Annotated in this window: 27 protein-coding genes; 19 read left to right on the top strand and 8 right to left on the bottom strand. The window is 40.1% G+C overall.

Going from position 1 to position 24,436, the window contains the following annotated elements; translation table 11 throughout:
• Nucleotides 1–197: 197 nt before the first annotated feature.
• The 4 genes from cotE (at nt 198) to N521_RS19700 (ending at nt 5,743) form a co-directional block, all read left to right on the top strand.
• Nucleotides 198–743, top strand: coding sequence for an outer spore coat protein CotE (gene cotE / locus N521_RS15015; protein WP_007499466.1), 546 nt, complete (start codon nt 198–200; stop codon nt 741–743).
• Nucleotides 744–867: 124 nt separating this feature from the next.
• Nucleotides 868–3,444 (top strand): DNA mismatch repair protein MutS, encoded by a 2,577-nt coding sequence (gene mutS / locus N521_RS15010; RefSeq protein WP_035392008.1) that lies wholly within the window; start codon nt 868–870, stop codon nt 3,442–3,444.
• Nucleotides 3,445–3,466: 22 nt separating this feature from the next.
• Nucleotides 3,467–5,368 (top strand): DNA mismatch repair endonuclease MutL, encoded by a 1,902-nt coding sequence (gene mutL, locus N521_RS15005; protein WP_035392004.1) that lies wholly within the window; start codon nt 3,467–3,469, stop codon nt 5,366–5,368.
• A 204-nt stretch (nt 5,369–5,572) separates the two neighbouring features.
• Nucleotides 5,573–5,743: a hypothetical protein gene (locus tag N521_RS19700; RefSeq protein ID WP_017359046.1), complete on the top strand. Its 171-nt coding sequence runs from the start codon at nt 5,573–5,575 to the stop codon at nt 5,741–5,743.
• Nucleotides 5,744–5,887: 144 nt separating this feature from the next.
• Here N521_RS19700 and bslA read toward each other — a convergent pair whose 3' ends face one another.
• Both bslA and N521_RS14995 read right to left on the bottom strand, forming a co-directional pair.
• Nucleotides 5,888–6,424 (bottom strand): biofilm surface layer hydrophobin BslA, encoded by a 537-nt coding sequence (bslA, locus tag N521_RS15000; RefSeq protein ID WP_017359045.1) that lies wholly within the window; start codon nt 6,422–6,424, stop codon nt 5,888–5,890.
• A 125-nt stretch (nt 6,425–6,549) separates the two neighbouring features.
• Nucleotides 6,550–6,951, bottom strand: a complete 402-nt coding sequence (locus N521_RS14995) for a hypothetical protein (protein ID WP_169476032.1) — start codon at nt 6,949–6,951, stop codon at nt 6,550–6,552.
• A 590-nt stretch (nt 6,952–7,541) separates the two neighbouring features.
• Here N521_RS14995 and N521_RS14985 point away from each other — a divergent pair.
• The 3 genes from N521_RS14985 to N521_RS14975 all read left to right on the top strand — a co-directional run bounded on the left by N521_RS14985 (nt 7,542) and on the right by N521_RS14975 (nt 10,393).
• On the top strand, nt 7,542–8,015 hold the full coding sequence (locus N521_RS14985) for a CarD family transcriptional regulator (RefSeq protein WP_007499456.1): 474 nt from the start codon (nt 7,542–7,544) through the stop codon (nt 8,013–8,015).
• A 314-nt stretch (nt 8,016–8,329) separates the two neighbouring features.
• A complete protein-coding gene (locus tag N521_RS14980) occupies nt 8,330–9,079 on the top strand; it encodes a poly-gamma-glutamate hydrolase family protein (protein WP_035391999.1) in 750 nt (249 codons plus the stop codon).
• A 165-nt stretch (nt 9,080–9,244) separates the two neighbouring features.
• The gene (locus tag N521_RS14975) at nt 9,245–10,393 is read left to right on the top strand and encodes a Rap family tetratricopeptide repeat protein (RefSeq protein ID WP_025207365.1); all 1,149 of its coding nucleotides are present in this window, start codon (nt 9,245–9,247) and stop codon (nt 10,391–10,393) included.
• A gap of 89 nt (nt 10,394–10,482) precedes the next feature.
• Here N521_RS14975 and N521_RS14970 read toward each other — a convergent pair whose 3' ends face one another.
• Nucleotides 10,483–11,808 carry a S8 family peptidase gene (locus N521_RS14970; RefSeq protein ID WP_017367283.1) on the bottom strand — a complete coding sequence of 442 codons (1,326 nt, stop codon included), beginning with the start codon at nt 11,806–11,808 and terminating at the stop codon, nt 10,483–10,485.
• A gap of 584 nt (nt 11,809–12,392) precedes the next feature.
• Between N521_RS14970 and N521_RS14965 the strand changes: the two genes are divergently transcribed.
• Nucleotides 12,393–13,127: a poly-gamma-glutamate hydrolase family protein gene (locus N521_RS14965; RefSeq protein ID WP_017359039.1), complete on the top strand. Its 735-nt coding sequence runs from the start codon at nt 12,393–12,395 to the stop codon at nt 13,125–13,127.
• Between the two features lie 76 nt (nt 13,128–13,203).
• Nucleotides 13,204–13,653, top strand: a complete 450-nt coding sequence (locus N521_RS14960) for an OsmC family protein (RefSeq protein WP_017359038.1) — start codon at nt 13,204–13,206, stop codon at nt 13,651–13,653.
• A 46-nt stretch (nt 13,654–13,699) separates the two neighbouring features.
• Here the strand turns inward: N521_RS14960 and erbB are convergent, their stop codons facing one another.
• From erbB to N521_RS14940, 4 genes are all read right to left on the bottom strand, one after another.
• Nucleotides 13,700–14,059, bottom strand: a complete 360-nt coding sequence (gene erbB / locus N521_RS14955) for an SMR family multidrug efflux transporter EbrB (RefSeq protein WP_035391995.1) — start codon at nt 14,057–14,059, stop codon at nt 13,700–13,702.
• Nucleotides 14,060–14,074: 15 nt separating this feature from the next.
• Complete coding sequence (erbA, locus tag N521_RS14950) at nt 14,075–14,392, bottom strand: SMR family multidrug efflux transporter EbrA (protein WP_017367286.1); 318 nt, start codon at nt 14,390–14,392, stop codon at nt 14,075–14,077.
• Between the two features lie 2 nt (nt 14,393–14,394).
• Nucleotides 14,395–14,937, bottom strand: coding sequence for a TetR/AcrR family transcriptional regulator (locus tag N521_RS14945; RefSeq protein WP_008344015.1), 543 nt, complete (start codon nt 14,935–14,937; stop codon nt 14,395–14,397).
• A gap of 112 nt (nt 14,938–15,049) precedes the next feature.
• Nucleotides 15,050–15,313, bottom strand: coding sequence for a hypothetical protein (locus N521_RS14940; protein ID WP_017359036.1), 264 nt, complete (start codon nt 15,311–15,313; stop codon nt 15,050–15,052).
• 104 nt (nt 15,314–15,417) lie between these two features.
• Between N521_RS14940 and N521_RS14935 the strand changes: the two genes are divergently transcribed.
• The 9 genes from N521_RS14935 to N521_RS14895 all read left to right on the top strand — a co-directional run bounded on the left by N521_RS14935 (nt 15,418) and on the right by N521_RS14895 (nt 22,292).
• Nucleotides 15,418–15,819 (top strand): YmaF family protein, encoded by a 402-nt coding sequence (locus N521_RS14935; RefSeq protein ID WP_007499437.1) that lies wholly within the window; start codon nt 15,418–15,420, stop codon nt 15,817–15,819.
• 68 nt (nt 15,820–15,887) lie between these two features.
• Nucleotides 15,888–16,838, top strand: a complete 951-nt coding sequence (miaA, locus tag N521_RS14930; protein WP_035391992.1) for a tRNA (adenosine(37)-N6)-dimethylallyltransferase MiaA — start codon at nt 15,888–15,890, stop codon at nt 16,836–16,838.
• A 25-nt stretch (nt 16,839–16,863) separates the two neighbouring features.
• Nucleotides 16,864–17,085: an RNA chaperone Hfq gene (gene hfq, locus N521_RS14925; protein ID WP_003211269.1), complete on the top strand. Its 222-nt coding sequence runs from the start codon at nt 16,864–16,866 to the stop codon at nt 17,083–17,085.
• Nucleotides 17,086–17,247: 162 nt separating this feature from the next.
• Nucleotides 17,248–17,580 (top strand): YmzC family protein, encoded by a 333-nt coding sequence (locus N521_RS14920; RefSeq protein WP_035391989.1) that lies wholly within the window; start codon nt 17,248–17,250, stop codon nt 17,578–17,580.
• A 79-nt stretch (nt 17,581–17,659) separates the two neighbouring features.
• Nucleotides 17,660–17,872: a hypothetical protein gene (locus N521_RS14915; protein ID WP_003212415.1), complete on the top strand. Its 213-nt coding sequence runs from the start codon at nt 17,660–17,662 to the stop codon at nt 17,870–17,872.
• Between the two features lie 265 nt (nt 17,873–18,137).
• Nucleotides 18,138–18,530, top strand: coding sequence for a class Ib ribonucleoside-diphosphate reductase assembly flavoprotein NrdI (gene nrdI, locus N521_RS14910; protein WP_017359034.1), 393 nt, complete (start codon nt 18,138–18,140; stop codon nt 18,528–18,530).
• Entirely contained in the window at nt 18,490–20,592 is a 2,103-nt protein-coding gene (gene nrdE, locus N521_RS14905; protein WP_017359033.1) for a class 1b ribonucleoside-diphosphate reductase subunit alpha, read from the top strand. The genes nrdI and nrdE overlap by 41 nt, the downstream gene beginning before the upstream one ends.
• A 17-nt stretch (nt 20,593–20,609) precedes the next feature.
• Nucleotides 20,610–21,590 carry a class 1b ribonucleoside-diphosphate reductase subunit beta gene (gene nrdF / locus N521_RS14900; protein ID WP_034324190.1) on the top strand — a complete coding sequence of 327 codons (981 nt, stop codon included), beginning with the start codon at nt 20,610–20,612 and terminating at the stop codon, nt 21,588–21,590.
• A gap of 84 nt (nt 21,591–21,674) precedes the next feature.
• The gene (locus N521_RS14895) at nt 21,675–22,292 is read left to right on the top strand and encodes a hypothetical protein (protein WP_007499431.1); all 618 of its coding nucleotides are present in this window, start codon (nt 21,675–21,677) and stop codon (nt 22,290–22,292) included.
• A 55-nt stretch (nt 22,293–22,347) separates the two neighbouring features.
• Here N521_RS14895 and N521_RS14890 read toward each other — a convergent pair whose 3' ends face one another.
• Nucleotides 22,348–23,106, bottom strand: a complete 759-nt coding sequence (locus N521_RS14890) for an N-acetylmuramoyl-L-alanine amidase (RefSeq protein WP_035391984.1) — start codon at nt 23,104–23,106, stop codon at nt 22,348–22,350.
• A 320-nt stretch (nt 23,107–23,426) separates the two neighbouring features.
• Between N521_RS14890 and spoVK the strand changes: the two genes are divergently transcribed.
• A complete protein-coding gene (gene spoVK, locus N521_RS14885) occupies nt 23,427–24,386 on the top strand; it encodes a stage V sporulation protein K (protein ID WP_008344008.1) in 960 nt (319 codons plus the stop codon).
• Nucleotides 24,387–24,436 lie beyond the last annotated feature (50 nt).

Genomic DNA, 24,436 nt, shown 5'->3' with positions numbered 1-24,436 from the left:
CCTTCTTTCTCCTTCAGCTTCCATCAACCCCAATCTCTCACTCTCCAACTTTTCCAATTTTCAAGGCAAGTTTATGGGCGACCATGCATACACTGAAACAGAAATGAATTTAATTGAACATGAGACTCAAAATCGTGACACACTAGACGAATGCCCAGCATAAGATAAAACGATCAAGAACAAGGAGGCATGCCGGAATGTCTGAATACAGAGAAATTATTACAAAAGCGGTGGTTGCAAAAGGGAGGAAATTTACCCAAAGCACACACACCATTTCTCCATCGCAAAAACCAACCAGCATCCTAGGCGGTTGGATCATTAATCATAAGTATGATGCTGAAAAGGTCGGTAAAACAGTTGAGATTGAAGGTACATTTGATATTAACGTGTGGTATTCTTACGCAGACAACACGAAAACCGAAGTGGTCACAGAACGTGTAAAATATGTAGATATCATCAAACTGAGATATAAAGATAAAAACTTCCTTGATGATGAGCACGAAGTGATTGCGAAAGTCTTACAGCAGCCCAATTGCTTAGAAGTCACAATTTCTCCAAATGGCAATAAAATTGTCGTTCAAGCAGAGCGTGAATTCATTGCTGAAGTAGTAGGGGAAACCAAAATTGTTGTAGAAGTCAATTCAAGCTGGAAAGAAAAAGATGATCACGAATGGGAAGAAGAAGTGGATGAGGAATTAGAAGATATTCATCCAGAATTCCTCGCGGGTGATCCAGAAGAGTAATTGGTGACTAGGGCGCATATCCCCCTAGTTTTTTTGTGCCTTGATCTAAGGAAAAAAGGTGAATTTTTATGCTATAATGAAAGATGGTATGAATTCGAAAGTAATATAGTGAGGGATTAGAAATATGGCAAGTTATACGCCCATGATACAGCAATATTTAAAGATCAAGGCAGATTACCAAGATGCCTTTTTATTTTTTCGCTTAGGCGATTTTTATGAAATGTTTTTTGATGATGCAAAAGAAGCAGCACAAGAATTAGAAATTACGTTAACGAGCAGGGATGGCGGCACGATTCCAATGTGTGGTGTTCCATATCATTCTGCGTCTGCATACATAGAACAACTGATAGAAAAAGGCTATAAAGTCGCCATTTGTGAGCAGGTGGAAGACCCTAAAACGGCAAAAGGTGTGGTCAAAAGAGAGGTCGTTCAACTAATTACACCAGGTACGGTCATGGATGGCAAAGGACTGAATGAAAACGAAAATAACTTTATCGCGTCTGTTTCCAGCTTTCAAAATGGCTACGGTCTTGCGCTTTCCGATTTATCAACAGGTGAAAACATGGCGGCTTTCATTGAACGGTTAGATGAAGTTGTGTCTGAAATTTATTCTGTCGGTGCAAAAGAGATTGTGGTATCAAAGCAGCTCGATGAAGAAACGGTGAAAACCCTGAAGGAACGCTGCCAAGCGACCATCTCATACGAAGATAGCGCTGAATTAATAGATGAAGCTGAACGACTCGTTGCTCATCTTGACGAACATCTGAAAAGAGCATTTTTAACACTCTATGCATACTTAAGAAGAACGCAAAAAAGGAGTCTTGATCATCTTCAGCAAGTTCAAGTGTTTCAGCTTGAACAAACGATGAAAATTGATCTTTACTCAAAACGAAACCTTGAATTAACAGAAACCATCCGTTCAAAAAGCAAGAAGGGTTCTTTATTATGGCTATTAGATGAAACAAAAACGGCAATGGGCGGAAGACTGCTCAAGCAATGGATCGATCGTCCGCTCATCCGCCTTTCACAAATCAAAGAACGCCAGGAAATGGTGCAAATTCTGATGGAACATTTCTTTGAGCGAGAGGATCTGCGAGAACGTTTAAAGCAAGTGTATGATCTTGAACGTCTAGCAGGCCGTGTGGCATTTGGAAATGTGAATGCTCGTGATCTTATTCAATTGAAAGAATCTCTCAAGCAAGTGCCGGCTATTAAAGAGCTTGTCCATTCTCTCCCGGAGGAAATGGCGAAATCTAGAGCAAATGACATTGACCCATGCGGTGATTTACTTAATTTATTAGAAGATGCTCTTTATGAGAATCCGCCGATGACGTTAAAAGAAGGCAATTTGATTAAAGACGGCTACAATGCAAAATTAGATGAATATCGTGATGCGAGCCGAAACGGGAAAGACTGGATCGCTCGTCTTGAACAGCAAGAAAGAGAATATACAGGCATTCGATCGTTGAAAGTCGGCTTTAATAAAGTGTTTGGCTACTATATCGAAGTGACCCGTGCAAATACGCATTTATTAGAAGAAGGCCGTTATGAAAGAAAACAAACCCTTGCCAATGCAGAGCGGTATATTACACCTGAATTGAAAGAAAAAGAAGCCCTTATTCTTGAGGCGGAATCAAATATTAGTGAATTGGAATATGAACTATTTTCTGCGCTTCGGGAACAAGTAAAAGCCTATATTCCTAGATTACAGTTGCTCGCAAAACAAATGAGTGAGCTTGATGCGCTGCAATGCTTTGCCACTGTGAGTGAAAAACGGCGTTATGTTCGCCCTGAATTTTCATCAGATGAAGTGGAAGTCATTGATGGTCGTCATCCTGTTGTTGAAAAAGTGATGGATCATCAAGAGTATGTGCCGAATGACTGCCAAATGGGCAAAGGGAGACAAACCTTGCTCATTACTGGTCCGAATATGTCAGGGAAAAGCACATATATGAGACAAATGGCATTGATATCGATTCTTGCGCAAATTGGCTGTTTTGTGCCAGCATCAAAGGCAACCCTTCCGATTTTTGATCAAATCTTTACACGTATTGGGGCGGCAGATGATTTGATTTCTGGTCAAAGTACTTTTATGGTAGAGATGCTCGAAGCAAAAAATGCGATGGTACATGCGACAAAGAACAGCTTGATTTTATTTGATGAAATTGGACGCGGGACAAGCACTTATGATGGAATGGCTCTTGCACAGGCAATCATTGAATTTGTGCATGATCATATTGGTGCCAAAACCCTTTTCTCCACTCATTATCATGAACTGACGGTACTGGAATCCCAATTAAGCGAACTGAAAAATGTCCACGTGCGAGCTGAAGAGCATGAAGGAACAGTTGTTTTCTTACATCAAATCAAAGAAGGTGCAGCGGATAAAAGCTACGGCATCCATGTAGCGCAGCTTGCTGAACTGCCTGATGCGATCATTGATCGAGCCCAGACCATCTTAACGGAGCTTGAGAGCGGATCACATGAAGTGATTCCGCGCGTCTCTAAAGCCCCGAAAAAAGAAATGGCTGAGGAAAAACAGCAGCTTTCTTTCTTTGAAGTGGAAGAAAAACCGCAAACAAAACCTGTGCTGAAAAACAAAGATCAAGCAGTGATCGAAGAATTGAAGTCATTTAATTTAATGGATATGACACCGCTTGAAGCGATGACAAAGCTATATGAATTGCAAAAGAAATTATAATGTAAGGTGAGGTGAGCAAGAAATGGCAAAGATTATTCAGTTATCCGATGACCTATCAAATAAAATTGCAGCTGGTGAAGTGGTCGAACGCCCGGCTTCTGTTGTGAAGGAGCTCGTGGAAAATGCGATCGATGCTAGTAGTACTGTCATTGAAATCGATGTAGAAGAAGCAGGACTTTCTTCTATTAGAATTATTGATAATGGGGTGGGAATCGATGCTGAAGATTGTAAGCTCGCCTTTCAGCGTCATGCGACGAGTAAAATCAAAGATGAAAATGATCTGTTTCGTGTCAGGACGCTCGGTTTCAGGGGGGAGGCGCTGCCAAGTATTGCCTCTGTCTCTCACTTAGAAATGAAGACAAGTACCGGTGAAGGTGCTGGAACACACTTAGCTCTCCAAGGCGGGAAAATCATTTCGGAGAAAAAAACCTCTGGCCGTCGCGGCACCGAAATTGTGGTCACCAATTTATTTTATAATACGCCAGCCCGTCTAAAATACATGAAAACTGTTCATACGGAGCTTGGCAACATTTCTGATGTTGTGAACCGAATTGCACTTGCTCATCCAGAAGTGTCGATTCGTTTGCGACATCAAGGAAAAGTGCTGCTTCAAACAAATGGAAACGGAGATGTGCGGCATGTGCTTGCGGCCATTTATGGAACGGCAGTGGCCAAAAAAATGCTGCCACTACATGTACAATCACTTGATTTTGAAGTAAAAGGCTATATTTCCTTACCAGAAGTGACAAGGGCATCACGTAATTATATGTCTTCTGTTGTCAATGGCAGATACGTCAAGCATTTCCCGCTGGTAAAAGCCATTCATGAAGGATACCATACACTGCTTCCGATCGGACGCCATCCGATTACATTTATTGAGATGAAGATGGACCCCATTTTAGTCGATGTGAACGTACATCCTTCTAAACTTGAAGTCAGACTAAGTAAAGAGCAGGAACTTCATGAATTGATCAAACAAGGGATTAAGGACGTCTTTCAAAAGCAGCAGCTTATTCCAAGTGCTTCAGTGCCAAAAAAAGCACCAATGCCAGCAGTGAAAAATGAGCAGCAATCTTTATCTTTTGATTCTAAACAAACAATGAAAAGCCGAATGGAAACACCTGTTTCCTATGAGCTGGACTCGCTTGAATCGGCTGTATACGAGACCAGTCAGAACGACACATACGGGATGCGTGAACCGGAAAGTACGGAAGCGACTTTACCAGCATCGTCTGAAGAAAAGTTTGACCATGTATATGTAGAGGAATCTGCAGCTTCGCATGAACAACATGATGAAGTGATACTGGAAGACAGTGCAGCCCAGCATCAGGCTGAAAGTGAACGTGTCCCTGTGATGTATCCGATTGGACAAATGCACGGAACGTATATTTTGGCTCAAAATGAACGCGGTCTTTACATCATCGATCAGCACGCTGCCCAAGAGCGAATCAAGTATGAGTACTTTCGTGAAAAGGTAGGAGACATTGAACAGGAAGTGCAAGAAATGCTTGTTCCATTAACCTTTCACTACTCAAAAAACGATATGTTGATTATTGAAGAGCATATCGATATTTTAGCAAAAGTAGGGGTCTTCTTAGAGCCATTCGGATCAGGCAGCTATATCGTTCGATCGCATCCGCAGTGGTTTCCTAAAGGAGAAGAGGCTGAACTCATCGAAGAAATCATTCAGCAAGTACTTGATGAAAAGCGTGTGGATATCAAGAAACTGAGAGAAGAAGCGGCGATCATGATGAGCTGTAAAGGCTCGATTAAAGCAAATCGTCATTTGCGTCACGATGAAATCAAAGCCTTATTAGATGAACTCCGCCAAACACAAGACCCATTTACATGTCCGCATGGCCGGCCGATTATGATTCATCATTCCACTTATGAAATGGAAAAGATGTTTAAACGGGTGATGTAGCAGGATTTTAGCTGGTGGGTGAATCGGTTTGCCCACCAATTAATTTTTCAATCCGATAGTTTGGTTCGTGTTTTTGTGATGTGAAGATAAACACCCGCTGTCATGTTGTAAGGATAACCCCTTTCCTCAAATGGATAGGGGTTTTTGTTATTTGGTTATACGATTAGGTGAAGCGTGATATGATTTTAAAAAGGAGGGAATATGATGACATTCAAAAAAGCGTTCAATATAGGTTACTTTGTTTTGCTTTTATCTTTTTTTGTCGTATATTTTTTGCTTCCAGTCGATCAACTATTTACCGCAATGATGATTCTAACCTTACTATTTGGAGTATATCAATTTGTGATTTTTAAAAAACTAAAAGAGCAAAAATAACAATAAAAAACGCCATATTTGGGTTTGCCAACTAAATGATGACAGTCCATAATGAGATATGGTGTAACAATTATATAAAATGCAGTAAGCACAGTGGCAAGAGATGTAATAAATGAGAAAAAGCGCTCTAAGAGCGCTTTTTGTTTAGCATCCGCAAGGATTTGGCGGTGTGACGACAACTGGCCGTTTATTAATATCAATCGTATCCTCTGCATAAAATGTGGAACCAATGCTGATCGCACGATTTTCTGCGCGGAACGTATATGTACCTGCAGCAGGAAGTACTTTATGAGAAAGTTGTAATGTATATTGGGAACTTCCGAATAAATCGAAACGAGCTGGAATGCGAACAGTTTTTCCATTGTTCAAAATGTAACTGTCTTTTAAAGCTTTTCCGTTGATAATATCCTTTGTTGTGGCTTGAAAACCTGCTGGTAAAGTAAATTCAACTGCACCAATACTAAGAACAGAATTTGGACGGTAAGTCAGGTCAATGTCAGAAAAAGACCATTCTTGTTTACTTGCTCCTGTGATTTTTGCATAAAGGGCAGCTGGCCTTGCATTCGTTGAAGCTTTGCCTTCCTCTGTTTTAGCCCCTTCAGCTGATGCGGCTAGCGGTACTGAGAGTGCCATGACCAATGTCAGCATCCCCATCATAATGATTGTCCATGTTTTCTTCATTTCTTCCTTCCCCCTTGGTTGATTATAGGTAAATAATAGATGATTACATCCATTATTTACCTATAAGGTTACCATATTCCTATATGTCATTAAATGGTATTTTATACCCTTATTTTGCTTGTTTTTTAGTAATAACGGGGTAGGAATGCATTTGGTTGGTTCATTCCGTAAGCATTTCCTGTCATATGATGATTTGCCGGCATCATCATTTGCATATCATGATAGCCGTATGGCTGGTGGGGAGCCATACCATAACCGCCGTAGTGACCGAAGTGATGGTGATCGTTCATCTGTACATTTGAATAGGGATCATACTGCTTCGTAAAAGGAGAATAGGCTGAATGATGATGCGGGTGGTGTCCGCTATAAGCATCTTTTTTACCGGTATGATAATGATTTGGCATATTCATAGGGTCATGCATGTTTGGTGCGATCATATGCTCATGATTGGCTGTATACACATTTTCAAACGTGTGATAGGGATTTCCTTGATGGTAATGGTTGGTTTGGTTATTCATATTGTTCATTTTGTATCTCATCCTTTTTTTCAGGTTGCCATATCTTATGAACTGCACCTGTTTCATGAGCCTATCCATATGAAAGAAAAGAACGACATGTAACAAAAAAACCGGCTTTTCAGCCGGGAAAACAAAAAGCAGGTGTAGCGTCAAACACTAAAATGAGAAGCTATGTCTTTTTCTGCGACGCTTCTTACATCTGCTGCAGACACTTTTAGGAAAATAATGGGGATCGTAGCTTCTTGAAGTATCCCAAAAATCGCTCTCAAACCAATCATCTTTTTTATGATAAAACTTCTTTTTTTCACACGGATCCATATGGTGATGATCGTCATGCTTTTTATAGCATTTTGAGTGGGAATGTTTGCTCTTGCATTTGCACATTGTCATCCCTCCTAAATGTGACTCAATGCTAGTATATGCAAGAAAGGTGTACGAGGACTGGATGGTGGCGCTCCTTTTGTAAAAAAAGGCTAATTCTTTAAAAACTCAAATAAAAAGAATTGACTAGTGCTAAATTAACATGATAAAATATAAATTTTTATCCTCTGCTTAAATGTGTTATAATGATATTGTGAATACTTTCGGAGGTGGCGGATTTGTTTCAAATAGGTGATAAAATTGTTTATCCAATGCATGGAGCCGGTGTGATTGAAGGAATGGAAGAAAAAGAGATTTTAGGTAAGACGCAGGAATATTTTCTGATTCAAATGCCGAATATGCAGATGATGGTCCCAAAAGGCAGAATCAATCAACTAGGTATACGTCCGGTAGCTGATCAAGCTACGCTGAAAGTTGTGATGAACAATTTTGCAGAAGAAACAAACGACGACACGCTTACTTGGAAGCAAAGATATGATGAAAATCTGAAAAAGCTAAAAACAGGTTCGATTGAAGATGGCGCAGACGTTGTCAAAGATCTGATGAGACGTAATCAGAAAAAAGCCTTAAATTCTAGTGAAAAGAAGATGCTTGAAGATGCACGGGGCATGTTAGTGAGCGAAATTTCACTTGCACAAGGCATGTCGCAAGATGAAGTGCTGACAGCATTAGAGAATGAATTAAGAGTTTAATGCTGGATATACAGAGACTGGCTGTAAACAGAAGGAGATATTCCTTTTGTTTACAGCTTTTTTATTTGAAAAAAGATGAAAATTCCCAATTTTGTAGGTGTTTTTGACTAAAACTAAAATGAGGTCATAGGATTTAGTTTTTACTTGCACATGAACCGTTTGAAAGAAGCCGAAAATACCTAGGGCAACATAAAAAAACAGGTAAGTTCTCCTGATTCATGAAAAGGAGCCGGACATTCTTTGAATTCTTTTAGCGATTGATAGTAAAATAATGCGATAAGATGACATCGAAGAGAATGAAAAGGAGCGGTGAAATGAAAAGACTACTCATAAGTGGATTCATCTTTCTCATCCTGTGTGCTCTTTTAATGGTGAAATGCAGCCATTCTATCCAAGAAAATAAAGAGCAAAAACAACATCATGAAGAAGTAGAAAAGTATAAGAAAGAGCGAAAAAAAGGGGATCAATATGAAAGTTTTAAACAGCTTATACGGCATGAAAGAGACGGCTATGAGATAGAGTTTCATGAAAAAGGGGGAAGTGACTTACTTGTCTTTTCTCCTCACGGCGGCGAAATTGAACCAGGAACAAGTGAAATTGTAGAAGCATTTGAAAAGAAGTACTCTACGTATTTATTTGAAGGGACAAAACAAGACAACAATCGTGACTTGCATATCACTAGTACAAAATTCGATGAACCGATTTTGGTTCAAATGATTAAAACATATCCCTTTTCTATATCTATCCACGGCTATAAAAGTGATAGAAGACATACACTTGTGGGCGGGACAAACGAAAAAATGCAAGATGCGGTTGTGCGAGAACTAAAAGACCGGGGCTTCTCCGCAGAGCTCGTGCAAAAAGGCCAGCGCCTCTCTGGAACGGATCCAAACAACATTAATAATCAAAATGCAAGTGGCGAAAGTGTCCAATTAGAAATTAGTACGGCGCAGAGAAAAGCCTTTTTTGACAACTTTGATACGAGAAAAGGAAAGAAAAAAGCATTTAGTCGCTATGTCAGTGGTTTAAAAGAAGTGCTTAGAGAATTCGACCCTTCTTCGTAGAAAAAAGGTTTTGATGGGCAAAAGTACTCTCTTTAAACTTGGTAAAAAAGATAGAAATGTGCAAAATCAACATAAAATATGAAATAAATGACAATTTGCCTTAAAATCATAAATTATGTAAAATAATAGTTATCAGTTTGATATGATAGAATGGGGCTGAAGTGGATGGCACACAAAATACCATCTTCCGAAGTAGGTGTAAAAATCAATCAATGGTACACACATATTTGCAAATTTGAAGTTGATCAGGCAAACGATATGAAGCGCCTTGTTGAAGAAGACATTCATGAGATGGAAGAAGATCAAGATTTATTACTCTATTATTCTCTCATGGATTTTCGCCATCAAATGATGCTTCAGCACTTAACGCCAGTCCATGCAGGGAATGAATCGCTTCAAGCGGTTGCATTTCCAAAAGATATTGAAGAGGCAGAAGATGAGATGACGGGTTTATTGGGTTATTACTTTCATTTTTTTCATGGAATGTATGCATTTACCCAGCACCGGTATATCGAAGCCATTTCCTATTATAAGCATGCGGAACATCAGCTGATCTTAGTGACAGATGAGATCGAAAAAGCGGAATTTTATTATAAAATTGCTGAAGTATACTATCATATGAAACAAACCTATTTTTCTATGCATTATGCGAAAAAAGCGAGAGACATCTATAAGAAACATCAGCTTTATGGAAAAAGAAGCATTCAATGCGATTTTGTGATGGCAGGTAATTGGATTGATGTAAGTCAGCATCAAAAAGCGCTCCCGTATTTAGAAAAAGCTTTAAAAGTGTGTGAAGCAATGGAAAGAAAAGAATGCACATCTTATTTTAAGGCGATGGCCCTCAATAACTTAGGAACTTGTCATTATAGTATGGGAACCTATCATACAGCGACGGTCTTCTTTGAACAAGCCATTTCACTTTATCAAAAAGATCAAGCTGCAACGATGATCAAATCATTGTTTTCACTGGCTCTTACTTGTTTTAAACTCGAAGATATGGAGCGAGCGAGTGAGGCTATAAAGGAAGGCATGAATCAGGCATCTATATTGGGAGATGAAATTTATCAATTGAAATTCCAATTTTTACAGGCACTCTATATAGAAACAGACAGCTCTGAACAATTGAGATCAGCCCTTTTGGGACTACGAAACAAAAAAATGTTTGCTGATTTAGAGGAATTGGCACTTGATGCGGCTAATTATTATAAGGAACGCGACATGTACAAGGAATCTTCCACTTTTTTTGAAATTGTGATCGAAGCGCGTACGCACATTCAAAAAGGAGATGAGATGTATGAGAACGAAGCATAACATGTCAGCTGCTCAAGTAGAAGAAAGACTTCACACATAAAAACAGACAAAACAACACCCTTTACGAAAAACGTAAAGGGCTTTTTTATTTATTCTTGGATGGCTTTTTCTGCGTCGATGGCACCTGCTCCGTAAATCATTGGGTCCTCTCCAGACCACTTGCTTGTATTTTCTTTTAATAAGGCTTTGACTTCATCAGGTGTTAAATCTGGTGAATGCTCTAATAATAGTGCGCAGATACCGGCACAAATGGGTGTCGCCATCGAAGTGCCAGATAACGTCGTATAATCATCATCGACTCTACTTGATTTATCTAGTTTATCTAGGAATGATCTTGGTGATCTAAGAGAGACGATATTGACTCCTGGTGCGAGGAGGTCGGGCTTTGTTTCACCATAGACCGTTGGACCTCTGCTCGAAAATGGTGCCACGACATCGTCACTTGATTCTGGCGTATTTCGATCATCATAGGCTCCGACCGTAATGACTTTTTGACTCACGGCAGGGCTTGCGATTGTTTGACTGTTAGGACCGGAGTTCCCAGCAGCAACGCATACAACAATCCCTTGATCCCAAGCTGCATTGACAGCGCGCACCATCGGATCGTCTTGTTCGTCATCATAACGCTGCGCATCGCCGCCTAGCGACATACTGATAATGTGAATTGGGTCATCAGGATGGTCTTCGTTGAACTGTATGCACCATTCAACACCTTCTATAATAGTAGAAAGTGATCCAGCGCCTTGTTTATTTAACACTTTTACCCCAATGATATTGGCTTTTGGAGCGGGTCCTTTGTATAAGCCGTCTGAGGCAGCTCCGTCTCCAGCCACATCCCCAGCGCAATGCGTTCCATGACCGTTATCATCGTAAGGTTTCGTTTTTTGTTTGACTAAATCTACAAAGTCGCGAATTCTTCCATCTAAGTCCTCATGTGGGTATATGCCTGTGTCAACGACCGCTACCGTAATGCCTTCACCGGTTAAGGTTGTGCCATTTCGAACGACTTCATCCGCATGACTTGATTGTGTCGCCACATCCAGCAGTGCATGTACCTGTCTGTCTAAATATATTTTGCGAATATGCTCCCCATTTGCTAAGAGTTCCTCTAAAGCAGCAGGGGTAAGATCAGCTGCGCAGCAGTTAATATGTGAAAAATGTTTTTTGATGTTTGTTTTTCTGCTTTTTTTCATTAGCTGCTTTGTGCTTTGAATACCTGCTTCGACTGCATCTTCTTTAAATTCAATGATGACCCGAAGCTTCTTGCTCTTCTTTAACCTTCCTTCAAAAAAACGATGAAGAAAACAAGGCGTCCACTTAAAAGGCTTATAGAGGTGAAGGACGGTCTCTCTTAAAGGCTGATCCAATTTACTAGCATGTGTTCTGACCATTTGTACCATGGAAAATCCAAACATGTGATGCCCTCCATTCTAGCTATCCATTCTCGTACACTCTTACGTTATGAACATGACAGCATCTTTGTTCGGATTCTTGTCCCTTCTTTTGTTCATATTGGCGGCTGACTCATTCCCTTTAAAAAGAAAAGCGCTTACATTTTGTAAAATAATAGAAAAAGGTGGAAATCATATTAAAACTGCCGATGATAGGTGGGAGAGTTCTTCTTAGAGAACCAGTAAAACAGAGGATTCTGCAGAAAAAAGGGGGGTTCTAGACAGGGTCAATGCTCATACAAATGTGATTCATTCCAGATGAAAAAAATCAAATTCGCATAAAAAAAAGACGAATTAAAGAAAACAGACTGGGTAGGACTAGGTCATTTTAAACATAACTTCATTTGTTTGTCATACTATTCTAACTCTGTTTTCAATCAGGAAAGGCGTTTCTGTGTATATAAATGCAATTATCTTATTTTTGAGGAATCTCATGATCTAGAGTGTTATGATCAAATTTGAAGAGAAAATGTGGAAAAAATGAAAAGAAATGATGATTCAATATTAATCATAGAAACGGCTTAGAAATCTGTTAAAGGAGAACGGGAATGAAGAAGTTTTTTGCTTTGCTTCTCCTGCTTGTCATCGGATGGGGCGTCTATTATACCATGCAAGCACAGGAACATGATGAGCCAGTGTCATCAGGTGGAGAAGACGAAAGCGGTTCAAATGATATGTATCGCAATTTTAAAGAACTGGAAGAGAATGAATCAACAGATCATTATCAAATCACATCCAATCCAGTGCCCGGCAGCCGTCTTCTAGTGATGTCGCCTCATGGCGGGAGAATCGAAGGCGGCGTTAGTGAGATTGTCCATTTTTTTGATAACGATTTTTCTACGTACTTATTTGAAGGTTTTAGAGAAAATGCATCAGAACTTCATATTACAAGTACAAACTTCGATGAACCAATCGGAGTCGCACAGGCAAAAGCACATGATTATGTATTAGCTGTTCATGGATATAAAGGGGAGCCGGGAATTGACCACACCCTTGTTGGCGGAACAGACTATGACCGTGCTGAAAAAATTGTGAACTCATTAGAGCGCAACGGTTTTTCTGCTGAACTTGCAGTTGCACACGCAACCCTAAGCGGAACGAGCAATCATAATATTAATAATCTTACAAAAACAGGGCAAAGTGTACAGCTTGAGATTAGTAGAAGTCAACGGGAAGCGTTATTTGACAGTTTCGATTTTCGGTATCGATCGAGTACAAAAAACGAGACGTTCTACCGGTATGTCAGGGCGATTCGCACGGTGCTGGATGAAGAATATACGTAAGGATGGTGCACATCTTAAGACAGCAAGGTGAATTCTTGTTACACTATAAAAAGTGATAACAAAAGGAGAGACAGATATGGCGCGTCATCATTTTCATCTTCAGGCAAGCTGGCCTGGTCTGCGTAACGATGTGGGGACAATCGAATGTGCACAGTTAAAGACGGAGATTTCCATTCCAAAAGAAATGGATGGACCGGGTATTGGAACAAATCCAGATGAGATGCTCCTAGGTGCAGCGGCCACATGTTATATCATTACACTTGCAGCCATGATGGAGCGGAGTCAATTAGAGAAAGAGGATCTATCGATGAGCTCTGAGGCAGTTGTCGATGTGACAAACGGTGTGTTTACATATGAGAAAATCATTCACCGTCCTGTCATCATTCTCAAAGAGTCTGCTACTGCACAGGACATAGAACGAGCTCGTAAGCTTGCACATAAAGCTGAAAGCTCATGTATGATCTCTAGAGCTGTGCAAGGGAATGTCCATATTTCCTTAGAAGAAACCATCAAAGCTGGTTATTAAGATAAAAAAGTCATTTTCTCTTGATTAATGGAGAAAATGACTTTTTTTATGACGTCCATTCGGTTTGATCGAATGGTTCTTTCTTTTGTTTTTTGGATTGATTTAAGACAATGACGCCGCATATGACAAGTGCAAGACCAATGAATCCTTTCATATGAATGGTTTCGTTAAATAGCACGAGGCCCACTAGAGCAGTAAGTGCTGTACCGACCCCAGACCAAGTGGCATATGCAGATGACAGCTCAATTGTTTTGATTGCCAAACTGAGAAAGGTAAAGGCGCATCCAAATCCGATCAGGACCCCCATACTCGGCAGCACCTGTGTAAAACCTTGTGAAAGCTTCAGCATCGTACTGCCAAAAACCTCTGTCAAAATGGCTCCTGTTAAATAAAGCATCCCTTTCATATCACTTCACATCCTTTAAGACATATTTAATAGTACGACCCCTGAAACAAGCATTGCCATTCCAATAAGTGCTTGACGGTTCAAGGTTTCTTTGAAAAAGAGCACGCCAAAAAAAGCCGTGAGGACGGTACCTACCCCAGACCATGTGGCGTAAGACATGCTAAGTGGAATGATATTTAGGGTCAATGACAGCATGTAAAAAGCAAGTGTATAGCCAGCGACAACGACAGCGCTAGGTTTAAAGCGTGTGAAACCATTTGATAGTTTCAGCATCGCTGCCCCAATCGCTTCTGAAAAAATGGCGATAGCCAAAAAAAGATATCCGAGGATCATCATCATCCCTCCTCTAAAATGTGTAAAATCCGATGAAGTAAAAGGGTTTTTTCCTCTCGATTCAATGGTTCAAGCTGAAACATTTCTGAAAACCATATGCCATCACAGGCAAGACGGATCAATTGGCTAAGTGCAGGGTCATTGATTTCCTCGGCTGCTTTTTCTTTAAATTCCGCATAAAAATGACGCCAAGGATTTAATAACGCTTCATCAAATGACATGGTTGCCAGCATACTTGTACATAGCTGTGTGGTGTTTTGTCTATCAAGATCATTTAATGTGGCCAATATATAGGCACGTACATAGGGCGCCTTTTCGTTTTTGTATGTTTCCTGATACGTGTCAAGCTGCTGACGAAAAGAGGCAACCGCATGCTCATTCATTTGCTGGATCAGGTCTTCTTTGCTTGAAAAATGATACAGTAGCCCAGCTTTGGTCATATTTGCATGTTCTGCCACCTGCTGAAGGGTGAGCTGACTCAATCCTTCTTTTAGAATGGTGTGAGCTGCTGCCTCAAAAATTTGTTCTTTTTTCGTTTTAGACATAAAAAAAACACCTACTTTACTGAACGGTCGGTAAAGTAAATGTTAACCTATGAAAAACAAATGTGTCAATCGATTCATTTTATAAGAGGATGTTTTCACTAAATCGTCATATTTAATAATAAGGGTATGGTCCATATGGCGGGTATGGCGGCGGATAAGGATAACCATAGCCATATCCTGGAGCAAGAAGCGACCCAGCTAAAAGCCCTCCAGCAAAACCACCTAAAAATGGCGGTCCAAAAAATCCAGGTCTCCCATAGCCAAAACCAGGGCGCCCAAAACCAAACCCAGGTCTTCCAAAACCAAATCCAGGGCGTCCAAATCCAAAAGGTCTTCTCATCTCATCTTGAACAAACGGTGCGTCAAAATAATTCATAAAAAAAGACTCCTTTCACATAAAATCACTGTAACTGACATCAGTGTATTCGAGTGGCCCACTTGTGTTTGGGTGAATGCCTAAAATAAGGAGGAATGTAAAAAATGGGCCTGTATCCGTCTGATTGGGCTAAATGTCCACCTCATGCACATGCTTATAAAGCGCGAACGGATGTAACCGAAGAACATTATCATTTAATAGAAGGTATTTCTCAGCCTGTGAATGGAAGCAGTACCGACAGACATACTCATTATTACCGGGGGATCACGTCATTTGAAAGAGGGCATTTCCATAGATATTATGGCGTCACTGGACCTGCTATCCCAAGAGTGGACGGGACGCACTATCATGAAATTGAGGAAGTCACGTTTTCTGCCTATACCGATTCTGTCCCGATTCCATACGGGGGAGTCGTTTACAGTCCAGATGAAGAAAGGCCAACGCATAAGCACCGTTTAAAAGGAAAGACATATGAAGTGGTCGGGAATGAACCACTTGGCTGGTGACGGGAGGATATAGGAGAGAAAGAGAAGTTATGCTATACTGTAGGCAGTTTGTAAAAGAGAGTGATGTTATGAAAAAACAACCAGTGATTGTATTAGTAGGTCCGACGGCTGTCGGAAAAACAAAGCTGAGCATTGATATAGCGAAAGCATTTAATGGAGAAATTATCAGCGGGGATTCCATGCAGATCTATAAAGGGATGGATATTGGCACAGCGAAAATCACCCCTGAAGAAATGAATGGCGTTCCGCACCATTTAATCGATATTAAACAACCGGATGAATCGTTTTCTACAGCTGAATTTCAGCAGCTTGTCCGCTTAAAAATCAAAGAGATTGCTGCGAGAGGGAAAACGCCCATGATTGTTGGTGGAACTGGGCTATATATTCAGTCTGTTTTATATGATTACACGTTTACTGATGAGAAAAGTGATCCTGCTTTTAGAGAAGAGATGACGCTGTTTAAGCAGCAGCATGGACCGATCAAGCTGTATGAAAAGCTAAAAGAAGCCGATCCTGACGCTGCAAAAGCGATTCATCCGAATAACGTCCGCCGCGTGATCAGGGCGCTTGAAATCATCCTTACAACAGGTCAGAAAATGTCTGATATGCAAAACGGGCATCAAGAAGTTCCTCTGTATGACACTGCCTTCATTGGGCTGAAAATGGACCGAGAGCTTTTGTACGAGCGCATTCATCAAAGAATTGATATGATGTTAGATGAAGGCTTAATTGAAGAAGTGAGCGCACTTTATCAATCTGGTTTGAAAGATTGTCAGTCTGTTCAAGCGATTGGTTATAAAGAGTTGTATGCCTATTTTCAAGGCAACTGCTCACTTGATGAAGCCATCCAGCAATTAAAACAAAATTCCCGAAGATATGCGAAGCGTCAGTTTACGTGGTTCCGTAATAAAATGGATGTCACCTGGTTTGATATGACACCACCTTGCCACTTTTCGGACAAAAAAGAGGAAATTTTCGCATATATAGCAGGAAAGCTTGGACTTAAAGCGAAACTGTAGTTATCAGAATCAAGGAGGACGAAACATGAAACCGATTAATATTCAGGACCAATTTTTGAATCAGATCCGCAAAGACAATACATTTGTCACAGTATTTTTACTGAATGGCTTTCAGCTTCGCGGTCAAGTAAAGGGATTTGACAATTTCACGGTGCTGCTTGAGACAGAAGGGAAGCAGCAGCTTATTTATAAACATGCGATTTCAACATTTGCACCTCAAAAAAATGTAAATCTTGAATTAGAATAAACACCCGTTTTCACCAATAGCCCCATGCAGCTGCGAATAAACCGGCCGAAACCCGCTACGTTTTTTGTCAGTGCAGAGGGGCTATTTTGCATGCCATGAAACTTTTCTGTCCAAGTTGCGTATAAATCCTTATTGGACATTTAAAAGGGTGAGGGGATTTATATGGAAAATGCAGAGCTTGAATTAAGAAGGATTAGAGTGATCCTTCTTTTGATTGGAATCGTTGTCTTATTTGGATCATGTGCCATCTCGAACATCGAAACGAGACAAGAAAGTTGGCATAACCATTCTAGTGAGCATGATGGGAGCCATGTTGATGGTCTTTTACCATCATCTGTTGCGCTAAAAAATAATCACATTGCTGTTGTGAAAGATGATGAAGTACATGTATACCGGTTTGATGAAAAAGAAGGAGAGCTGACGCTCATTACGACAAAGTACATAGATGAATGGGATGAAGATGATGGTGATAGTGAAGACTTTGATGAAGAGTAAGCACGTAAATTTACAAATGAATGTGAAGTCGCTACACTATAAACATGCATCAGACATCTAGACAGAAAAGGATGAGTTCATGACACACAAAATTAAAATTAATCATTGGGAACAAACTTGTGAAGATGACTCCTGTTTCGAATATGGAACAAGCGTTTCTGTAAACGGGAAAGAGTTAGTAAGAGAAGCCTCGATCGTCTCTGCGCTTGAAGCGGTGCTGAAAGAATTAGGTGTTGAAGTGGAAATAACAGAAGTGTCAGAAGATTTACAGTGCGATGCCTACAAAAAATAAAACAAAAAGTCTAGTCTACTAAGCGATTTTTTTTCGTGTTATGATAGATTTCGGTTTCAGTTGAATAGGGAGTAGGGCAGTCTATTTTTAGAACCTGCTCTGCTCTATTTATTTGAACGTACGAGTTCGGCTATGAATGTTCGGCCGGGTTGGTTGATTTTTTTCGTTTCGAGCATCTATATGTTGTGTTTTGAAAAAACATAGTATACTATATATAGTGAATAGCGGAATGATCAACAATACTAAAAACTAGGTCGTGATGGAATTGATTCAAATCGTATTTGATTCAAAAACAGGAAATGTTCAACGCTTTTTGGACAAGACCCCTTTTACAGACAAACGAAAATTGACTGGAGAAGAGTTTTTGGATACGCCGTTTATTCTCGTCACCTTTACGACAGGATTTGGACAAGTCCCTGGTACCACTCAGTCATTTTTAGAGAAAAATGCGCACCTTTTACTAGGTGTAGCGGTGAGTGGGAACAAAGTGTGGGGAGATAACTTTGCCAAAAGCGCCGATACGATTTCTAAACAATATCAAGTTCCTATTTTGCACACCTTTGAACTAAGCGGAACAAAAAGGGATGTTGAATTGTTTACACAGGAGGTAGAAAGAATTGTCACAAAATCAGGTTCCAAAGTGGATACAATTAAATAACGAGATTATGATTCAAAAAGAAGGAAAGTTTCAGTTCGACAAGGACAAAGAAGCTGTACATAGTTATTTCGTAGATTATATTAATCAAAACACGGTCTTCTTTCATAATCTAGAAGAGAAGATTGATTACTTAATAGAAAACGACTACTATGAGGAAGAATTTTTAAGACAATATAGCATGTCAGATATTAAAGAAGTATTTGAAGCTGCATATGCCAAGAAATTTAGATTCCCATCATTTATGAGTGCGTTTAAGTTTTACAATGACTATGCACTGAAAACAAATGACAAAAAGAAAATCCTTGAACGCTATGAAGACCGCATTTCAGTTGTGGCTCTTTTCTTTGCGGGTGGAGACAAAAAGAAAGCACTTGAGTTTGTGGAACTGATGATCAACCAAGAGTATCAGCCAAGTACACCAACATTCTTAAACGCAGGCCGGAAAAGACGTGGTGAGCTGGTGAGCTGCTTCTTGCTTGAAGTGAATGACTCATTAAATGATATTTCAAGAGCCATTGATATTTCCATGCAGCTGTCTAAATTAGGCGGCGGCGTCAGCTTGAACCTTTCAAAGCTTCGTGCGAAAGGTGAAGCAATCAAAGATGTTGAAAATGCGACCAAAGGTGTCGTAGGCGTCATGAAACTTCTTGATAATGCATTCCGATATGCAGATCAAATGGGACAAAGACAAGGTTCAGGAAGTGCGTACCTGAATATTTTCCACAGAGATATTAATGATTTCTTAGATACGAAAAAGATCTCTGCGGATGAAGATGTTCGTGTGAAAACACTTTCGATCGGTGTCGTCATCCCAGATAAATTTATCGAGCTTGCTAGAGAAGATAAAACAGCTTACACATTCTATCCTCATACAGTTTATAAAGCTTATGGACAGCATCTTGATGAGATGGATATGGAAGAAATGTATGACGAGCTTGTAGAAAACCCGAAAGTCAAAAAAGAAAAAGTCAATCCGAGAAAACTTCTTGAAAAATTAGCTGTTCTGCGCTCAGAATCAGGCTATCCATATATCATGTTCCAAGATAATGTGAACAGAGAGCACGCTCTGAACCATATTTCACGTGTGAAATTCTCAAACCTTTGCTCAGAAGTACTTCAAGCTTCAGAAGTCTCTTCTTACACGGACTATGATCAAGATGATGAGATCGGACTTGATATTTCTTGTAACCTTGGTTCTTTAAATATCATGAACGTGATGAAAAACAAATCCATTGAAAAAACAGTCAAGCTTGCAACGGACTCACTCACACTTGTGTCTGAAACAACAGATATCCGCAATGCACCAGCTGTTAGAAAAGCGAACAAAGCGATGAAGTCAATTGGACTTGGTGCGATGAACCTTCACGGGTATTTAGCTCAAAACCAAATCGCTTATGAAAGTGAAGAAGCAAGAGATTTCGCTAATACGTTCTTTATGATGGTGAACTATTACTCCATTAAGCGTTCAAGTGAGCTTGCAAAAGAAAAAGGGGAAACATTCCATCGTTATGAGGGCTCTGGTTATGCAACAGGTGAGTACTTCAATAAATACGTAGAAAATGATTTCACTCCAAAAACAGAAAAAGCGGCTGCGCTATTTGAAGGCATGCACATTCCAACAAAAGAAGATTGGGCAGCACTCAAAGACTTTGTAGCGGAAAATGGCATGTACCATAGCTATCGATTATGTATTGCGCCAACAGGTTCTATTTCGTATGTTCAATCGGCAACAGCTTCTGTAATGCCAATTATGGAACGTATCGAAGAAAGAACATACGGAAACAGCAAAACGTATTATCCAATGCCAGGACTTTCAGCACAAAACTGGTTCTTCTATAAAGAAGCATACGATATGGACATGTTTAAAGTAGTCGATATGATCGCAACCATTCAGCAGCACGTCGATCAAGGAATTAGCTTTACATTATTCCTAAAAGATACGATGACAACGCGTGACTTAAACCGCATCGATCTTTATGCACACCATAAAGGCATTAAGACACTTTATTATGCAAGAACGAAGGATACAGGGCAGGAAGGCTGTCTTTCTTGTGTTGTTTGATTAAAGGAGAGTTTAACGTGACAAAAATTTATGATGCAGCCAACTGGTCAAAACACGAAGATGATTTTACACAAATGTTTTACAACCAAAACGTCAAGCAATTCTGGCTTCCAGAAGAGATTTCCTTAAACGGGGATCTCTTAACATGGAAATATTTAGGTGAAAAAGAGCGAGATACGTACATGAAGGTACTGGCTGGACTGACGTTACTTGATACAGAACAAGGAAATACAGGAATGCCGATAGTGGCTGAACATGTGGACGGTCATCAGCGTAAAGCCGTGTTAAACTTTATGGCCATGATGGAAAATGCCGTGCATGCAAAATCATACTCAAATATCTTCATGACGCTTGCACCGACTGAAACGATTAGTGAAGTATTTGAATGGGTCAAGAAAAATAAATTCTTGCAAAAGAAAGCAGATATGATTGTAGGTCTGTACCGTTCCATTCAAAAGGATGACCCGATTTCCTTATTTAAAGCAATGGTTGCTTCAGTGTATTTAGAAAGCTTTCTATTCTATAGCGGCTTTTACTACCCGCTATATTTCTACGGTCAAGGAAAGCTCATGCAAAGTGGTGAAATCATTAACTTGATTTTGCGCGATGAAGCGATTCACGGTGTGTATGTTGGATTGTTAGCACAAGAAATTTACAACAAACAAACACCTGACGTGCAAAAAGAGCTTTATGATTTCTCTATCGATCTGCTTAATGAGCTTTATGAAAATGAACTTCATTACACTGAGGATATTTATGACCAAGTCAATTTATCGCATGATGTGAAAAAGTTCATTCGTTACAATGCCAATAAAGCGTTAATGAACCTTGGATTTGCCCCTTACTTTGAAGAAGAAGAGATCAACCCAATTGTATTGAACGGACTCAATACAAAAACAAAGTCACATGACTTCTTCTCAATGAAAGGGAACGGCTACAAAAAGGCAACAGTTGAGCCGTTAAAAGATGACGACTTCTTCTTTGGAGATGAATCATAATTAAAACGCAAAAGTCAAAACGCACCACTCGTTTTGGCTTTTTGCCATTTCTAACAATGTGTTACATACTGGAGGTTACCGAACATGGGAAAAATGGACGAAATGATTTTAGTTGCACCGCGCGCACGCGTGTTCCAAAACGAAACACTTGCGTTTAATGGTGTGAATAGTGAAGAGAAAACAATCAGCACCATTATGAAAGAAATCGAAGAGCACTTCGAGCAAATGCGAAGAGGCGATGCAGAAGAAAATCCTGACTTTAAGCAGCCAATTCCATATGTTGTCATTAAGCGTGAGGACGAAGTGTATGTATATGAAAGACTTCAAGGTGGGGGAGAGACGCGCTTACATCATAAGTTATCTCTTGGCTTTGGGGGTCATATGAATTTCATTGAAGGAAAAAAATTTGCTGAGATTCTAAAAGAAAATACCGATCGTGAACTGGACGAGGAACTTTCGATTCAAGAAGAAGACAAACTTGAGATGAAAACCCTTGGACTCATTAATGATGATGACAATAGTGTCGGCCGTGTGCACATCGGACTGTTATCAGCCCTTGAATTATCGCCGGGTGCTCATGTAGAAGTAAAAGAAACAGATCAAATCTCAGGCAAATGGATGAAAGTAACAGATTTGAAAAAGCCTGAGTACTTCGATCGTCTTGAAACATGGTCTCAATTTGTCGTGAACATTTTAGCATAATTGGATAGACAACAAACCGGCTCTAGAGATGACTTGAGCCGGTTTGTTTTTTAGATTATTGAAAAACGAATGCGTCGTGACCGGCCTGCTTTAATCGAGCGACGAGGTCATCTGCATTTTGCTTTGAACGGAAAGCGCCAGCTTGGACTCGGTACATGCCGCTATCTAGTACGACCAGTGCTTCAAATCCTTTGGATCTGAGTGTAGCTGCTAGTTCATCCGCATTGGCTTTGACCTTGAAAGCCCCTGCTTGCACTTTATATAGGTTACTTGCTTTTTTTTTCAATTGAAAGGCTTTTTCTAATCCAGTGGCATGAGCACGAGCGATCCCTTGAAGGAAAGTAGCGTTACGGAGCTTATTTGCATCAGCTATCGTATCGATGAAACCGTTTTCAGTTAAAATGGCAGACATAGAAGTTTCCCGAAGAACGTGGAAGTTCGCTGTTTTCTTGCCACGGTCGGCAAAATCAACGGAGCGGACAATCTCATCATGAAGAGCATTGCGATACGTGGTGGTTGGTGCTGAAACGCCAGGATACACATAACTTTCAAAACCTGTGCCTCCGCCAGCATTAATATGAATAGACACGAAATAGTCAGCTCCCCAACTGTTTGCCGCATTCGTACGCTGGGATAACGTGACGGATTGGTCAATTGAACGACTTAAGCGGACGGAAACCCCATCATATTCATTAATCAACATATCTCTCAGAAAAAGCGCAATTTGCAGTGTGATATTTTTCTCCAAAAGTCCATTAGCAGCAGCTCCAGAATCTGTTCCTCCGTGGCCAGGATCAATAAAAATTTTCACCATCTATTCATCACCTCGTCTTTATTTTATGAGGAAATAGAAAAATTGCCTGTACAAAATGCGGAAATCATTGAGACTCTTTTCTGCACAATTTGTGATGAAAAAGCGCCATTTTTCTAAGAAAAAACAAATTGTTGGTTTGTCCGCCCGAAATGGATGAATACAATGGAAATAGCACATCATTTCCTGGGAAACCGCACAATCCCCTACAATAACCGGTATCTCGGGTCATTTTGACAGTAAACCGATGCTAGTGCGGGCGATTGTCACGATTACAGCTCCACCCGAATAGATTAAAGAGAGAAGAGCGAGAGGTGAATACGTTGGAGCGAGCTGTCACATATAAAAATAACGGCCAAATCAACATTATACTTAATGGACAGAAGCAAGTATTGGTTGATGCAGATTCAGAGGCAGAATACTTAGAGGCCTTGCAAAAAAATGAGGCCAAACACAGCATCTTACGAGAAATAGAACGAGAAATGAACAGCCTTGTCGGGATGGATGAAATGAAACGAAACATAAAAGAAATTTATGCTTGGATTTTTGTGAATCAAAAAAGACAAGAACAAGGATTAAAGGTAGGAAAACAAGCGCTTCATATGATGTTTAAAGGAAATCCCGGCACAGGGAAAACAACGGTTGCACGGCTTGTCGGGAAGCTTTTCTTTGAAATGAATGTTCTTTCAAAGGGGCACTTAATTGAAGCAGAACGAGGAGATCTGGTTGGAGAGTACATTGGACATACAGCTCAAAAAACAAGAGATTTGATTAAAAAATCACTAGGCGGCATTTTGTTCATCGATGAAGCCTATTCTCTTGCCCGCGGAGGAGAGAAAGATTTTGGGAAAGAAGCGATTGATACCCTTGTAAAACATATGGAGGATAAGCAGCATGAATTCATCCTCATCTTAGCTGGATACTCCAAGGAAATGGATCATTTTCTTTCTCTAAATCCTGGTCTGCAATCGAGATTTCCGATCAATATCAACTTCCCTGATTATACGGTCGATCAGCTGATGGATATTGCAAAACGAATGATGGCCGATCGGGAATATGTCTTTACCCAAGAGGCAGAATGGAAACTGCGAGACTATTTAATGCACATCAAGAGCACAACGAGTCCTGCCAAATTCAGCAACGGCCGTTTTGTGCGAAACACCATTGAAAAAGCGATTCGAACTCAGGCGATGAGGCTGCTTCTTGTGGATCATTATGATAAAAAAGATTTACTTACGATTAAAAGCCATGATCTGCAAATGAAAGAGGATACGCCTTCTTGAAATGGCGTATCCTTTTTGTAAAGAGACAAGAAATTAAACCTTCCGAATGG

It is taken from the genome of Bacillus sp. UNC125MFCrub1.1, from assembly GCF_000701305.1.
Taxonomy (GTDB): Bacteria; Bacillota; Bacilli; order Bacillales; family Bacillaceae; genus Bacillus; species Bacillus altitudinis.
This window is presented reverse-complemented; position numbering and strand designations above follow the sequence as displayed.